At 72.5% G+C, this 13,925-nt stretch carries 13 protein-coding genes; 7 read left to right on the top strand and 6 right to left on the bottom strand.

Annotated features, from left to right (window positions below; genetic code table 11):
• Positions 1-40 precede the first annotated feature (40 nt).
• Positions 41-835, top strand: coding sequence for a hypothetical protein (locus tag ACIRF9_RS14995; protein ID WP_403820871.1), 795 nt, complete (start codon positions 41-43; stop codon positions 833-835).
• A gap of 57 nt (positions 836-892) precedes the next feature.
• Here ACIRF9_RS14995 and hutH read toward each other — a convergent pair whose 3' ends face one another.
• From hutH to ACIRF9_RS14980, 3 genes are all read right to left on the bottom strand, one after another.
• Positions 893-2,461: a histidine ammonia-lyase gene (gene hutH / locus ACIRF9_RS14990; RefSeq protein ID WP_403821232.1), complete on the bottom strand. Its 1,569-nt coding sequence runs from the start codon at positions 2,459-2,461 to the stop codon at positions 893-895.
• 101 nt (positions 2,462-2,562) lie between these two features.
• Positions 2,563-3,732 (bottom strand): diguanylate cyclase domain-containing protein, encoded by a 1,170-nt coding sequence (locus tag ACIRF9_RS14985; protein WP_403820868.1) that lies wholly within the window; start codon positions 3,730-3,732, stop codon positions 2,563-2,565.
• A 247-nt stretch (positions 3,733-3,979) separates the two neighbouring features.
• Entirely contained in the window at positions 3,980-4,783 is an 804-nt protein-coding gene (locus tag ACIRF9_RS14980; RefSeq protein ID WP_403820865.1) for an enoyl-CoA hydratase/isomerase family protein, read from the bottom strand.
• 735 nt (positions 4,784-5,518) lie between these two features.
• Between ACIRF9_RS14980 and ACIRF9_RS14975 the strand changes: the two genes are divergently transcribed.
• Complete coding sequence (locus tag ACIRF9_RS14975) at positions 5,519-6,112, top strand: hypothetical protein (RefSeq protein ID WP_403820862.1); 594 nt, start codon at positions 5,519-5,521, stop codon at positions 6,110-6,112.
• A 9-nt stretch (positions 6,113-6,121) separates the two neighbouring features.
• On the opposite strand, the gene ACIRF9_RS14970 is transcribed toward ACIRF9_RS14975, so the two are convergent.
• Together ACIRF9_RS14970 and ACIRF9_RS14965 are read right to left on the bottom strand one after the other, a co-directional pair.
• Positions 6,122-7,264, bottom strand: coding sequence for an adenylate/guanylate cyclase domain-containing protein (locus ACIRF9_RS14970; RefSeq protein ID WP_403820859.1), 1,143 nt, complete (start codon positions 7,262-7,264; stop codon positions 6,122-6,124).
• A 151-nt stretch (positions 7,265-7,415) separates the two neighbouring features.
• Entirely contained in the window at positions 7,416-8,282 is an 867-nt protein-coding gene (locus tag ACIRF9_RS14965; protein WP_403820856.1) for a biotin--[acetyl-CoA-carboxylase] ligase, read from the bottom strand.
• 110 nt (positions 8,283-8,392) lie between these two features.
• On the opposite strand from ACIRF9_RS14965, the gene ACIRF9_RS14960 reads away from it, so the two are divergent.
• From ACIRF9_RS14960 to ACIRF9_RS14945, 4 genes are all read left to right on the top strand, one after another.
• Entirely contained in the window at positions 8,393-10,006 is a 1,614-nt protein-coding gene (locus ACIRF9_RS14960) for an acyl-CoA carboxylase subunit beta (protein ID WP_403820853.1), read from the top strand.
• Positions 10,007-10,032: 26 nt separating this feature from the next.
• Positions 10,033-10,242 carry an acyl-CoA carboxylase epsilon subunit gene (locus tag ACIRF9_RS14955; RefSeq protein ID WP_403820850.1) on the top strand — a complete coding sequence of 70 codons (210 nt, stop codon included), beginning with the start codon at positions 10,033-10,035 and terminating at the stop codon, positions 10,240-10,242.
• An 87-nt stretch (positions 10,243-10,329) separates the two neighbouring features.
• Positions 10,330-10,458 (top strand): morphogenic membrane protein MmpB, encoded by a 129-nt coding sequence (gene mmpB, locus ACIRF9_RS14950; RefSeq protein ID WP_403820847.1) that lies wholly within the window; start codon positions 10,330-10,332, stop codon positions 10,456-10,458.
• Between the two features lie 27 nt (positions 10,459-10,485).
• Positions 10,486-11,091 carry a Maf family protein gene (locus ACIRF9_RS14945; RefSeq protein WP_403820844.1) on the top strand — a complete coding sequence of 202 codons (606 nt, stop codon included), beginning with the start codon at positions 10,486-10,488 and terminating at the stop codon, positions 11,089-11,091.
• Here ACIRF9_RS14945 and ACIRF9_RS14940 read toward each other — a convergent pair.
• Positions 11,060-11,674 (bottom strand): hypothetical protein, encoded by a 615-nt coding sequence (locus ACIRF9_RS14940; RefSeq protein WP_403820841.1) that lies wholly within the window; start codon positions 11,672-11,674, stop codon positions 11,060-11,062. The genes ACIRF9_RS14945 and ACIRF9_RS14940 overlap by 32 nt on opposite strands.
• 383 nt (positions 11,675-12,057) lie before the next feature.
• On the opposite strand from ACIRF9_RS14940, the gene ACIRF9_RS14935 reads away from it, so the two are divergent.
• A complete protein-coding gene (locus ACIRF9_RS14935; RefSeq protein ID WP_403820838.1) occupies positions 12,058-13,833 on the top strand; it encodes an acetyl/propionyl/methylcrotonyl-CoA carboxylase subunit alpha in 1,776 nt (591 codons plus the stop codon).
• The last annotated feature ends 92 nt before the right edge of the window (positions 13,834-13,925 follow it).

Genomic DNA, 13,925 nt, shown 5'->3' with positions numbered 1-13,925 from the left:
TGACTTGACTCTTCTTTGACGGCCCGTTCATAGTCCGCTCATGAAGAGATCATCGGGGGCGCGGCTGTGCTCCACCGCCGCGATCGGCGCGCTGTCACTCGCCCTCCTCACGGGCTGTTCGTCGGACGAGGGGTCGAAGGACTCCAAGGACTCCAAGGGGTCCGCTTCCTCCTCGTCGTCGGCGGCCTCGGACGCGAAGGCGCTGACCTCCGCCGAGCTGGAGAAGCTGCTGCTCGCACAGGGCGAGCTCAAGGGCTACAAGGCGACCTCGGGCGACGACACGCTCCCCAAGTCCAAATCCGCCGTGAAGACCGACAAGGCCGCCTGTGACCCGCTGGCCTGGGCCTCGGCCGGTCTCGCGCCGGGTGACACGGACGCGAACGCCAGCAACACCGTCTCGCAGGAGAAGGCGTCGGACTCGCCCACCTCCCTGGAGGACATCAGCGAGGCCGACATCGAGGACGCCTTCAACGTCGACATGACGTTCGTGGGCCTGTCCTCGTACGACGGCGACGGCGCCGAGAAGGCCCTGAAGGCCGTGTCCGACGGTGTGGCGGCCTGCTCCGGCGGCTACGCCCTCAAGGCCGAGCGCGAGACCTCGAAGGTCACCAAGGTCGCCGCGGTGAAGGGCATCGGGGGCGGTGACGAGTCGGTGGCGTTCACCGAGGACGTCGACATGGACGGTGAGGGCACGGCCACCCTGACCGCCGAGGTGGTGCGCAAGGGCAACACCGTCGCCACGTTCTACACGGTGAATTTCGCCGCGTTCTCGACCGGCGAGACGATGGAGAACCCCGCGGCCGTCGTCGAGGCGCAGGTCGCCAAGCTGAAGTAACCGAACACCACGCAGTGGGGCCCTGCCGTCACGTCCGTACGGCAGGGCCCCCTTGTGTCACCGCAGCGGGCCGGTGACCGTCTCCGCCGCCGCGACGAGCCGTCCGGCGCGCACGAACGCCTCCGCCGCCGCGAGGTCGGGCGCCAGGAACCGGTCGGGGCCCGGGCCCTCGACGCCGGCCTTCCGTACGGCCTCGATGACCGCCCGGCTCGCGGGTGCCGCGGCGAGGCCCTCGCGCAGTTCGACACCGCGGGTGGCGGCGTACAGCTCCACGGCGATCACGCGCGTGAGGTTGTCGACGGCCGTGCGCAGCTTGCGCGCCGCCGACCAGCCCATCGACACGTGGTCCTCCTGCATCGCGGAGGACGGGATCGAGTCCGCAGAGGCCGGTACGGCGAGCCGCTTCAGCTCGCTCACCAGCGCGGCCTGCGTGTACTGGGCGATCATCAGCCCGGAGTCGACGCCGGCGTCGTCCGCGAGGAACGGCGGCAGACCGTGGCTGCGGTTCTTGTCCAGCAGTCGGTCGGTGCGCCGCTCGGCGATGGAGGCGAGGTCGGCCACGGCGATGGCGAGGAAGTCGAGGACGTAGGCCACGGGGGCGCCGTGGAAATTGCCGTTGGACTCCACACGCCCTCCCCCAGTGCCGAAAGCCTGGGAGGTGCCCCCAGGCAGGACCACCGGGTTGTCCACCGCCGACGCCAGTTCGCGCTCGGCGACGAGGCGGGCGTGGGCCATCGTGTCGCGTCCGGCGCCGGCGACCTGCGGGGCGCAGCGCACCGAGTAGGCGTCCTGGACGCGGGGGGCGTCGTCCTGGTGGTGCCCGGTGAGTTCCGAGCCCTTGAGGACCGCGAGCATGTTGGCGGCGGAGTCGCCCTGGCCCGGGTGCGGGCGGATGGCGTGCAGCTCGGGCGCGAGGACCTTGTCGGTGCCGAGCAGGGCCTCGAGGCTGAGGGCGGCGGTGATGTCGGCGGACTTGTACAGGAGGTCCAGGTCGGCGAGGGCCATGATCAGCATGCCGAGCATGCCGTCGGTGCCGTTGAGGAGGGCGAGGCCCTCCTTCTCGCGCAGCTCGACGGGGTCGATGCCGGCCTCGGCGAGGAGGTCGGCGGCCGGGCGTACGGTCCCGTCCGGGCCTTCTGCCTCCCCCTCGCCCATCAGGGTGAGGGCGCAGTGGGACAGGGGCGCGAGGTCGCCGGAGCAGCCGAGGGAGCCGTACTCGTGGACGACCGGGGTGATGCCGGCGTTGAGGAGGTCGGCCATGGTCTGCGCGACCTCGGGCCGTACGCCGGTGTGTCCGGAGCAGACGGTCTTCAGTCGCAGGAACATCAGCGCGCGGACCACCTCGCGCTCGACGCGCGGGCCCATGCCGGCGGCGTGCGAGCGGACGATGTTGCGCTGGAGCTGGGTGCGCAGTTCCTGGCTGATGTGCCGGGTGGCGAGGGCGCCGAACCCGGTGGAGACGCCGTAGACCGGTTCGGGCTTGGCCGCGAGCGCGTCCACGATCCCGCGGGCCGCGGCGAGGGCCGCCACCGCCTCCCCGGAGAGCTCGACGCGGGCACCGCCGCGCGCCACGGCGAGCACGTCGGACGCGGTCACCCCGGACGTCCCCACCACCACAGTGTGCATATCCATATTCAGGAGCGTACGCAGTGAAGACGAGGATGTCACCAGTGGGTGCCCGGTTCACCCCTTACCGAATACGTCACAGTCGCCGACGAGGCGTGCGATCAGGGCCGGCCGCGGAAGCTGCGCCGCTCGGCCGCCCGCTCCCGCGGCGGCTCGTCGGCCAGGCGTACGACGGGATCGTCCGGCCCCTCGCGGCCCGCGACGACCGGCCGGGCGGCCCGTACGGCCTTGGCGCGGTACTGGGCGGCGTCGGCGAGCCGGAAGAGCCTGCGGGCGCTGCGGACGGGCCCGATGGGATCGTCGGTGGACGCGACCCCGCACGCCACCCCCTCCCCGAGCTCCAGTTCCCCGGCCCGGCGGCACAGCTCGTCGGCCACCTTCACCACGTCGTCGGCCGGCGGCCCGGCCACGAGCAGACAGAACTCGTCCCCGCCCAGCCGCGCGGCGAGCGCGCCCGGCAGCATGGCACCGCACAGCGACAGGACAGACCCGAACCGCTCCAGGAGCCGGTCCCCCACCGCGTGCCCCCGGGTGTCGTTGACCCGCTTGAGCCCGTTCAGGTCGCACACGACGAGGCTGACGACCATGCCGTGCGCACGGTGCTGCTCCACGGCCTCCTCCAGGCGTACGTCGACGGCGCGGCGGTTGGCGAGGCCGGTGAGGGCGTCGGTGAAGGCGAGGCGGCGGGCCTCCTCCAGCCGCTCGGTCTGGGCGAGCCCGGCGGCGACGACGGCGGCCAGGACGGTCGCGAAGTCGGCGTCCTCGCGGTCGAAGACGGGGGTGCCGGAGGAGCGGGCGACGTACAGCTCGCCCCAGGCGCGGCCGTTCAGCACGATCGGCGCGACCACGCAGGAGCCGCGGCCCCTGCGGCGCAGGGCGGCGACCCTCCCCCAGCTAACGCTGGGAGGTGCCCCCAGATGGCAGCACCCGGGTCTCCCCTCCGCCGCGCCCTCCGCCGTCTCCACCCAGGCGTTGGGCTCGCCGCCGGACGCCCAGCGTTCGTGCAGGAACTCGGTGATCTCGGGGAACTGGTGCACCGGATAGGCCTCGGCCTCCGGGAACTCGTCCTCGTCGGCGGCCCGGTCCCCCACGTTCACCAGGACCCTCAGCCGCCCCAGGTCCCGCTCCCACACCGAGAGCGCGGCGAATCCCCCGGCCAGCGCCCGGCACGCCCCGAGGGCTGCCGCCCGCCAGGACTCCCGGGGCGTCTGCGCGGCGGCCATCCCCTGAGCAAGCGCCACAACGGCCGCGAGGCGTCTGTCCTCACCCATTACCCCAGGTTAGGGATATTTACTGCGAAAGGGGACACCGAAGGGGCACTTAGAGTGACACAAACCGCCACCATCGCGGCTGCACAGCCGCATAACCGCGGACAGCTGCCGCCGGGCATACCTGCGTAGCTGCGGGCAGTCGTGCCGCTGGGGCGGCACGGGTGGGCGCAGCGGCACCCCGCGAGCGCGGGCGAGCGAAACCCACCCCCGGCCGGCACCAGCCCCGCCAGCCGCACAGCCGACGGACCTACTCCCCCGGCCACCGCGGCGCCCTCTTCTCGTTGAACGCCGCCACCCCCTCCGCCCGGTCGCCCGAGAACGCCGTCGTGCGCCAGGCCGCGTCCTCGACCTCCAGCCCCGCACGCAGGTCCAGCCCCTGCCCCAGCCGCAACGCCCGCTTGGCCGCCCGCAGCCCCACCGGCGAGTTCCCCGCGATCCGGGAGGCCATCGCCAGCGCCTCCTCCCGGTCCCGCCCCTCGTCCACCAGGACGTCCACCAACCCCAGCTCCCGCGCCTCGCCCGCCTCCACCCGCCGCGCGGTGAAGATCAGCTCGGCGGCCCGCGCCGCCCCCACCCGGCGCGGCAGCAACTGCGTACCACCGCCCCCCGGGATCACACCCACCGACACCTCCGGCAGCCCCACCACGGCCGTGCGGTCGGCCACGATCACGTCACACGCGAGCGCCAGCTCGAACCCGCCGCCCAGCGCGAACCCGTGCACCGCCGCGACGGTCGGCACCGCCAGCTCCAGTACGCCCGTGTACGCCCCGCGCGTGACCGGCCGCTGCCGCCGCAGGTCCGCGTCGCTGAAGGAGTTGCGCTCCTTCAGGTCGGCGCCGACACAGAACGCCCGCTCGTGCGTCGAGGTCAGCACGACGACCCGTACGTCCCGGTCGTCGCCCAGCGCCGCGCAGGCCCCGGCGATGGACCGGGCCATGTCGGTGGACACGGCGTTCATGGCCTTGGGCCGGTCGAGGGCCACCTCCGCGACATGGCCGCCGTCCCCGTGCCGCCGCACCACGACGAACTCCCCGAACCGCTCCTCGCTCATGCCTTCCTCCGAGTTCTCCGAGTTAACGCCGGTTAACAACCCCCACCGGCCCGATCATCGCAGGCCCAGGCGCCGGGGGAAAGGCCAGGAAGGGCCGGGAGCTGCGGGCGGCGAGTAGGGCTGGGGCAACCAGGAGGGCCGGGGCTGCCGAAACAGCGGGGGCGGCGGGCCGGCGAGCAGCCGGAAAGGGACCGGGGAAGGCCCGGGGCGGCCGGAACGGCCGGGAGGCCGGGAAGGCCGGGAGGCCGGGAAGGCCGGGAGGCCGGGAAGGCCGGGAGGCCGGGAAGGCCGGGAGGCCGGGAAGGCCGGGAGGCCGGGAAGGGCGGGAGGCCGGGAGGCCGGGAAGGGCGGGAGGCCGGGAAGGGCGGGGCAGCCGAGAAAGCAGGGGCAGCGGCCGGAAAGGGGCGAGGGTGGCCGTAGAAGGCCGGGAGGGGCTGGACGGTCGGGAGTGGATGGGACAGCCGGGGGCTGCCGCGAGGGGCGGGGCGGTCTAGGAGTCAGCCGGGCGGTAGGCGAACGGTCGAGGAGGGGGCGAGGGGCGGTCGAGGGAGGCCACCGAGGCCGGTGGGTGCGCTCGGTGGTTGACCCGTTCGAGTGGGTCCGATCCCCGTGCCCGGGACCGCCCACCCGTTCGAGTGACATCCCGCCCAACTCCTCCCCGACCGCCCACGGGAGCGCATAACGTGCGTCCGCCCCGGCGCACCGGGGGCGCGACCGCACCGGGGAGGAAACGCGATGGCCGGCACACCGGTGGACGACCTGCACGCAGAGCCCACCCGGCTCTTCGCGGCGCCGCGCGGCCGGCACCGCCGTCCCCGCCCCCGCAAGGTCCTGTTCGCGGCGGGCGGCCTGGCGCTGGCGGCCGGGGTGCTGAGCCTCGTACGGCTGTCGTCCGACCCGAGCGGCGTCGCCGGTGTCGGTACCGCGGAGGCGGAACCCCACCCGGGCCCCGTCACGAGCGCCGACACCGACACGGATCGCGCGGCCAACGCCGGAGCCACCGTCGCGGCCACCCCGACCGCGCCCTCCGCCATGGGCGGGGCGACCACCGCGCCGACCCCCGAGGTCAGTTCCCCCACGCCCGTCGCCATCACCCCGGGCGCCACCTACGCCCCTGCGGCCACTCCGCCCGCCCCGGCGCCCGCGCCGAGCCGCACCGCCGCGCCCCGGCGTACCTCGACCCCGCCCCCGGCACCGCCCCCGGCACCGACGCCGACCACCGCACCCCCGGCACCCGCCCCGCAGCAGCCGGGGCCGTCACGTCAGCCGGGCGTGTGCGTCCCCGTCGTAGGCCTGTGCGTGGACGCGCTCGTGGCGCCCGGGTTGTGAGGCGAGGGATCACGGGGACGGCGGTTCGTGGCGGCGGGTGAGCAGCCAGGGCTCGACCACGCCGAGGCCACGCACCGGGCGCTGCCACATCGGCTGGAGCGCGAAGCGGTACTTCGGCGGCTCCTCGCCCTCCTTCTCGGCCGCGGCCGCCTCCTCCGCGGCCTGTGCCTCCGAGGCCGGCGCGTCCCCGGTGCGGATCAGCTCCTCCGCGAAGGCGCTGTCGACGAGCACGGCGTCCCGGGGCGCTATCGACGTCAGCCGCGAGGCCAGGTTCACCGTCGTACCGAAGACATCGCCCATCCGGGTCGTCACCGTGCCGAACGCCATGCCGACGCGCAGTTCGGGCATCGTCTCGTCGTTGCTCATCGTCTCGACCAGCAGCAGCGCGATGTCGGCGGCGGTGCCCGCGTCGTCCGCCGCGTACAGCACCTCGTCGCCGAGGGTCTTGATCAGCCGTCCGCCCCGTGCGGCCACCAGGTCGGCGGAGGTGGTCTCGAAGGCCTCGACCAGTTCGCCGAGCTCCTCCTCCTCCATCCGGCGGGTCAGCCGGGTGAAGCCCACCAGGTCGGCGAAGCAGACGGCGAGCCGCCGGTCGACCATCTCCTCGTCGTCCGCGGCCTGCACGACCCGCCCCGCCGAGGCGGCGAGCTGGCGGCGCCAGACGTAGACGAGGAACTCCTCCAGCTCGGGCAGGAGCAGTTCGACGATCGGATAGGTGACCTCGGTGCGGGTCATGCCCGGCTCGGGCGGCTCGGTCAGCCCCTCCAGGAAGGAGTCGATCTGCCACTCCGCCAACCGGGCGGTGGTCTGCCCGGTGGACCGCGCCACCTGCACCGCCATGGCCTCGCTCAGCAGCCCCGCCTCGACCAGACCGGCGAGCCGGCGCAGCGCCAGCACATCGGCCTCGGTGAGCGCCTTGGCCTGCCCGATGTCGGCGAAGCCCATCGCCCGCCAGAAGCGGGACGCCAGTTCCATGGAGACACCGGCGCTGCGGGCCGCCTGAAACGGGGTGTAGCGCCGCTCGGCGCCCAGAATGAGCTGTTCGAGGCGCAGCGCGAGGGGATTGCCCTCGCCGAGATCGCCGGGATCGGCGGCATGGGGGTCCACCCGGCGTTCCGCGCCCGCGCCGGAGCCCGTGTCGTCGACGGTCACGCCTGCTGCCCTTCCGATCTTCCGCGGTCAGGTATCGACCGGTCCTCAACTCTACGGCAGTGTGCGGTAGCTCACGCCTGTGGAGCCGACGTTAAGTCCCGTGCGGCCGTACGGCACCCGGCGGGAGGCACCCCCTGACGGGCCGCACCACTCACGCCGGTCGCACGTGCACGATGTCCCCCGCGCCCACCGGCTCCTGTACCCCTTCCCGCGTCGCGATCACGAGCCGTCCGTCCCCGTCGACCGCCACCGCCTCCCCCACCACCGACCGGTCCCCCGGCAGCTCCGCCCGCACCTCACGTCCCAGCGTCGCGCACCCCGCCGCGTACGCCTCCTGCAAGCCGCTCACCGCCGGATCGCCGCCGGCCGACCGCCAGCGTCCGTACCACTCCTCCAGCGAGCGCAGCACGGCCCGCAGCAGGGGATCCCGGTCGGTGTTCACCGCCCCGGCCAGCGCCAGCGAGCCCGCCTGCGGGACCGGGAGCTCGTCGGCGCGCAGGGTGACGTTGATGCCGACGCCGATGACCACGGCGTCCTCGCCGGCCCGCTCGGCGAGGATGCCGCCGGCCTTGCGCTCCTCTCCGCCCACGGTCACCAGCAGGTCGTTCGGCCACTTGAGCGCCGTGTCGACCCCGGCCGCCCGGGCGAGGCCGGTCGCGACGGCGACGCCGGTGAGCAGCGGCAGCCAGCCCCAGCGGGCGACGGGGACCTCGCTCGGCCGCAGGAGCACCGAGAAGAACAGCCCGGAGCGTGGCGGTGCCGTCCAGCGGCGGTCCAGGCGCCCGCGCCCGGAGGTCTGCTCCTCGGCGACGAGAACGGCCCCCTCGCCCGCCTTGCCCTCACTCGCCCGCGTGACGAGCTCGGAGTTCGTGGAGCCGATGCGCTGCACCACCTCCACCTCGGACCACAGGCCTCCCTCCCGCACCAGCGCCCGGCGCAGGGCGGTGGCGTTGAGGGGCGGCCGGTCCAGGTCGGACCAGCGGCTGCCGTCGGCGTCTGATGCATCTCGGGGCGTCATGCAAGCCACCCTAGGTGTGTGAAACGCCGCACTGCTGATTGGTAGGCGCACCACTACTCTACGGATGAGTAACCGTCCCCCCTTTTGAGCAGGCAGGGAGCCGCATCCCGATGTCCGAGCCGGAAGAGCGTCACGAGATCCAAGGGATCGACATTCACACCACCGCTGGGAAGCTCGCGGATCTCCAGCGCCGTATCGAGGAAGCGACGCACGCCGGCTCCGCACGCGCCGTCGAGAAGCAGCACTCCAAGGGCAAGCTGACGGCCCGTGAGCGCATCGAACTCCTCCTCGACGAGGGCTCCTTCGTCGAGCTCGACGAGTTCGCCCGGCACCGCTCCAGCAACTTCGGCCTGGACAAGAACCGCCCCTACGGCGACGGCGTGGTGACCGGCTACGGCACGGTCGACGGCCGCCCGGTGGCCGTGTTCTCCCAGGACTTCACCGTCTTCGGCGGCGCGCTCGGCGAGGTCTACGGCCAGAAGATCGTCAAGGTGATGGACTTCGCGCTGAAGACGGGCTGTCCGGTCATCGGCATCAACGACTCCGGCGGCGCCCGCATCCAGGAGGGCGTGGCGTCCCTGGGGGCGTACGGCGAGATCTTCCGCCGCAACACACACGCCTCCGGTGTGATCCCGCAGATCAGCCTGGTCGTGGGCCCCTGTGCCGGCGGCGCCGTCTACTCGCCCGCGATCACCGACTTCACGGTGATGGTCGACCAGACCTCGCACATGTTCATCACCGGCCCGGACGTCATCAAGACGGTCACCGGCGAGGACGTCGGCTTCGAGGAACTGGGCGGGGCCAGGACCCACAACGCGGTCTCCGGCGTGGCCCACCACATGGCGGGCGACGAGAAGGACGCCATCGAGTACATCAAGCAGCTGCTGTCGTACCTGCCGTCCAACAACCTCTCCGAGGCCCCGGTCTTCCCGGAGGAGGCGGACCTCGCGATCACCGACGAGGACCTGGAGCTGGACACCCTCGTCCCGGACAGCGCCAACCAGCCGTACGACATGCACACGGTGATCGAACACGTCCTGGACGACGCCGAGTTCTTCGAGACGCAGCCGCTGTACGCGCCGAACATCCTCACCGGCTACGGCCGCGTCGAGGGCCACCCGGTCGGCATCGTCGCCAACCAGCCGATGCAGTTCGCCGGCTGCCTCGACATCAAGGCCTCCGAGAAGGCGGCCCGGTTCGTGCGCACCTGCGACGCCTTCAACATCCCCGTCGTCACCTTCGTCGACGTCCCCGGCTTCCTGCCTGGCGTCGACCAGGAGCACGACGGCATCATCCGCCGCGGCGCCAAGCTGATCTACGCCTACGCCGAGGCCACCGTCCCGCTGATCACCGTCATCACCCGCAAGGCATTCGGCGGCGCCTACGACGTGATGGGCTCCAAGCACCTGGGCGCCGACCTCAACCTGGCCTGGCCGACCGCCCAGATCGCCGTCATGGGCGCCCAGGGCGCGGTCAACATCCTGCACCGCCGCACGATCGCGGAGGCGGAGGCGAACGGCGAGGATCTTCAGGCGGTGCGCGCCCGGCTGATCCAGGAGTACGAGGACACCCTCCTCAACCCCTACATCGCGGCCGAGCGCGGCTACGTCGACTCCGTGATCATGCCGTCCGACACTCGCCGCCACATCGTGCGCGGCCTGCGTCAACTGCGTACCAAGCGGGAATCCCTGCCTCCGAAGAAGCACGGCAACATCCCCCTCTAGACCTGGTCGACCCGCTGGGAGCCGTCATGAACATCAAGGTCGTACGGGGCAACCCGACGCCGGAGGAGCTGGCCGCCGCCCTGGCGGTGGTCAGAGCCCGCGCCGCGGCGGCGGCACAGTCGCCGTCCGGCGCGGAGGGCCCGAGGGACGCGTGGTCCGACCCGTCGAGGATCGCGGGCCGACGCGTACCCCAGCCGGGCGAGGCGTCATGGGCCCGCACCTACTGGCCGGGCTGAGGGCAGCCGACCTGCTCTTGAGTCAGGGCGCCATTTTGAGTACGCGTACTCAGGCGCCCTCCCCGGCCCAAGCCCCACGCTAGGGGCATGCTGTGGTCCGACCCGAAGAACGAGCCGCCCAAGGAACTCCGCGAGATGCAGGAGACCCTGAGGCGGCTCGGCTTCTTCCTGGCGTTGGCCATGGTGATCGCGATGATCGTGCTCGGCCTCAGATAGGGCCGCCCCCGGCGCTACCCTGACCGCATGCGCCGACTCGTCCTCGCCTCCCAGTCCCCCGCCCGCCTGAACCTCCTGCGCCAGGCCGGTCTCGCCCCCGAGGTCATCGTCAGCGGGGTCGACGAGGACGCCGTCACCGCCCCCACCCCCGCCGAGCTGGCCCTCGCCCTCGCCGAGGCCAAGGCGAGCGTCGTGGCCGCGCGGCCGGACGCCAAGGGCGCGCTGGTGATCGGCTGCGACTCGGTCCTGGACCTGGACGGCGAGGCGCTGGGCAAGCCCGCGGACGCGGAGGAGGCCACGGCGCGCTGGAAGGCGATGCGGGGCCGGGCGGGCACGCTGCAGACCGGCCACTGCGTCTACGACACCGTCAGCGGGCGTTACGCCTCCGCCACCGCGTCCACGGTGGTCCGCTTCGGCGAGCCGACCGACGAGGAGATCGCCGCGTACGTCGCCTCGGGCGAGCCCCTCTACGTCGCGGGGGCGTTCACGCTCGACGGCCGCTCGGCGCCGTTCATCGACGGCATCGACGGCGACCACGGCAACGTCATCGGCATCAGCCTGCCCCTGGTCCGCAGGCTGCTGGCCCAGCTGGGTGTGGGCATCACGGAGTTGTGGGCGCCGCAGGAGGCGTGACCGCCGAGCCGTCGCCCTCGTCGGCCGTACCGCCGCCCGCGGACCGCACGTGGCTCTCGGGCGCCGAACCGCCGTCCCCTGGCCCCTCGTCGCCCGTGCCGCCGCCCTGGGGCTTCTCGAGGGCCACGCCCGTGTCCCCGGGTGTCCCGGGTGCGGTGCCGTCGTCGCCGCGCTCCTCGGCGGCGGGGCCCGGCTGGGCGTCGTACGTCATCAGGAGCAGGATGATCAGCGCGAGCACGACCATCATGAACAGGAACTGCTGCCGGCCGAGCAGGCCCCAGGCGAACGCGCCGAGCAGGCCGTGCACGACGGCCGCGCTGATCAGCAGGACACGCCCGAGGCCGGCGGGCCGGCGGCCGCGCAGGGCCACCAGCAGGGCGACCAGGCCGCAGAAGGCGAAGTAGAGGCCGAAGACGATCCCGCCGACCTTCGAGGACGTCGACATGACGTCCGGGTCAATGCCGGCCAGGGACATGTTCTGCCGGTCGGCCAGGGTCCCCAGGGACCAGTTCAGCACGGCGATGCCGAGCGCCTCGGCGAACAGCACGAGCGCCACGATCAACGCCACCGGTCTTCGGACCACCGGCCCCCACCCACTTTCGCCCCGCTCGAGCCAGAGCCCAGCAGGTTTTCAGTTACCCCAAGTACGTTCGAGACATCGCGAACGCTACTAACGGGTAAACCCGGGGACAAGGGTTCTGCGCCGGGCAAAGAATCGTTGGGCCATTCGTAGGGACTCCACAAAGAAACCGAGTGGGCCGCAGCACGCCCTCACAGAGACCTTGACCACACGGGAAGGCTAGGGTTGCCGGGTGGAGTGCTGCGTACGGCGGTACTACAAGGGATTTCACGGTCGAGTGAGCCTCGCATCACGCTCCGTGTGGGCAAGCTCACCTCTGGGGACGGGTCGATGTGTCGTGTCGGCAGTCCCTAAACTCGGCTTGTTTCAAGGAGGGAGCCTCAATCGTGCGCAAGGTGCTCATCGCCAACCGTGGCGAAATCGCAGTCCGCGTGGCCCGGGCGTGCCGGGATGCCGGTATCGCGAGCGTGGCCGTGTACGCCGACCCGGACCGGGACGCTCTGCACGTCCGGGCCGCGGACGAGGCGTTCGCCCTGGGCGGTGACACTCCGGCGACCAGTTACCTGGACATCGACAAGGTGCTGAACGCCGCGCGCGAGTCCGGCGCGGACGCCATCCATCCTGGGTACGGCTTCCTCTCCGAGAACGCCGACTTCGCCCAGGCGGTCCTGGACGCCGGTCTGATCTGGATCGGCCCGCCGCCGCAGGCCATCCGCGACCTCGGCGACAAGGTGGCCGCCCGCCACATCGCGCAGCGCGCGGGTGCCCCGCTCGTGGCGGGTACGCCGGACCCGGTGTCGGGCTCGGAGGAGGTCGTCGCCTTCGCGCAGGAGCACGGGCTGCCGATCGCGATCAAGGCCGCCTTCGGCGGTGGCGGCCGCGGTCTGAAGGTCGCCCGCACCCTGGACGAGGTGCCCGAGCTGTACGACTCGGCCGTCCGTGAGGCGGTCGCCGCGTTCGGGCGCGGCGAGTGCTTCGTCGAGCGCTACCTCGACAAGCCGCGCCACGTCGAGACGCAGTGCCTGGCCGACAGCCACGGCAACGTGGTCGTGGTCTCCACCCGTGACTGCTCCCTGCAGCGCCGCCACCAGAAGCTGGTCGAGGAGGCTCCGGCGCCGTTCCTCTCCGACGAGCAGGTCGCCGAGCTCTACTCCTCCTCCAAGGCGATCCTGAAGGAGGCCGGCTACGTCGGCGCCGGCACGGTGGAGTTCCTCGTCGGCAACGACGGCACGATCTCCTTCCTGGAGGTCAACACCCGTCTCCAGGTCGAGCACCCGGTCACCGAGGAGGTCGCCGGCATCGACCTGGTGCGCGAGATGTTCCGCATCGCCGACGGTGAGGCGCTCGGTTACGACGACCCGCCGCTGCGCGGCCATTCCTTCGAGTTCCGCATCAACGGCGAGGACCCGGGCCGGGGCTTCCTGCCGGCCCCCGGCACCGTCACCACGTTCAACGCGCCGTCCGGCCCGGGCGTGCGCCTGGACGCGGGCGTCGAGTCCGGCTCGGTCATCGGCCCGGCGTGGGACTCCCTGCTGGCGAAGCTGATCGTCACCGGTGCCACCCGTGCTCAGGCTCTGCAGCGCGCGGCCCGCGCCCTGGAGGAGTTCCAGGTCGAGGGCATGGCCACGGCCATCCCGTTCCACCGCGCGGTCGTCGAGGACCCTGCGTTCGCTCCCGAGCTCACCGGCTCCGGCGACCCGTTCACGGTTCACACCCGCTGGATCGAGACCGAGTTCGTCAACGAGATCAAGCCCTTCGCCTCCCCGGCCGACACCGAGGCGGAGGAGGACGACAAGGACCGCGAGACGATCGTCGTCGAAGTCGGCGGCAAGCGCCTGGAGGTCTCCCTCCCGTCCTCGCTCGGCATGACCCTGGCCCGCACCGGCCTCGCCGCCGGCGCCAAGCCCAAGCGCCGGGCGGCCAAGAAGTCCGGCCCCGTCGCCTCAGGCGACACCCTCGCCTCCCCGATGCAGGGCACGATCGTCAAGGTCGCGGTCGAGGAGGGCCAGGAGGTCAAGGAGGGCGACCTGGTCGTCGTCCTGGAGGCCATGAAGATGGAGCAGCCGCTGAACGCGCACCGCTCCGGCACCATCAAGGGCCTGTCGGCCGAGGTCGGCGCGTCGATCACCTCCGGCGCGGCGATCTGCGAGATCAAGGACTGACACCCCGGCGTCACGAGAGCCCCGGTGGACCGGACGGCCGGTCCACCGGGGCTCTCGTCTTTCCCCGTCCCCCGTGACGGTGGTCTACGCAG

This window comes from Streptomyces sp. NPDC096132 (assembly GCF_044763345.1).
GTDB lineage: Bacteria > Actinomycetota > Actinomycetes > Streptomycetales > Streptomycetaceae > Streptomyces.
The sequence above is the reverse complement of the archived record's forward strand: the minus strand, read 5'-3'. Positions and strand labels throughout refer to the sequence as shown.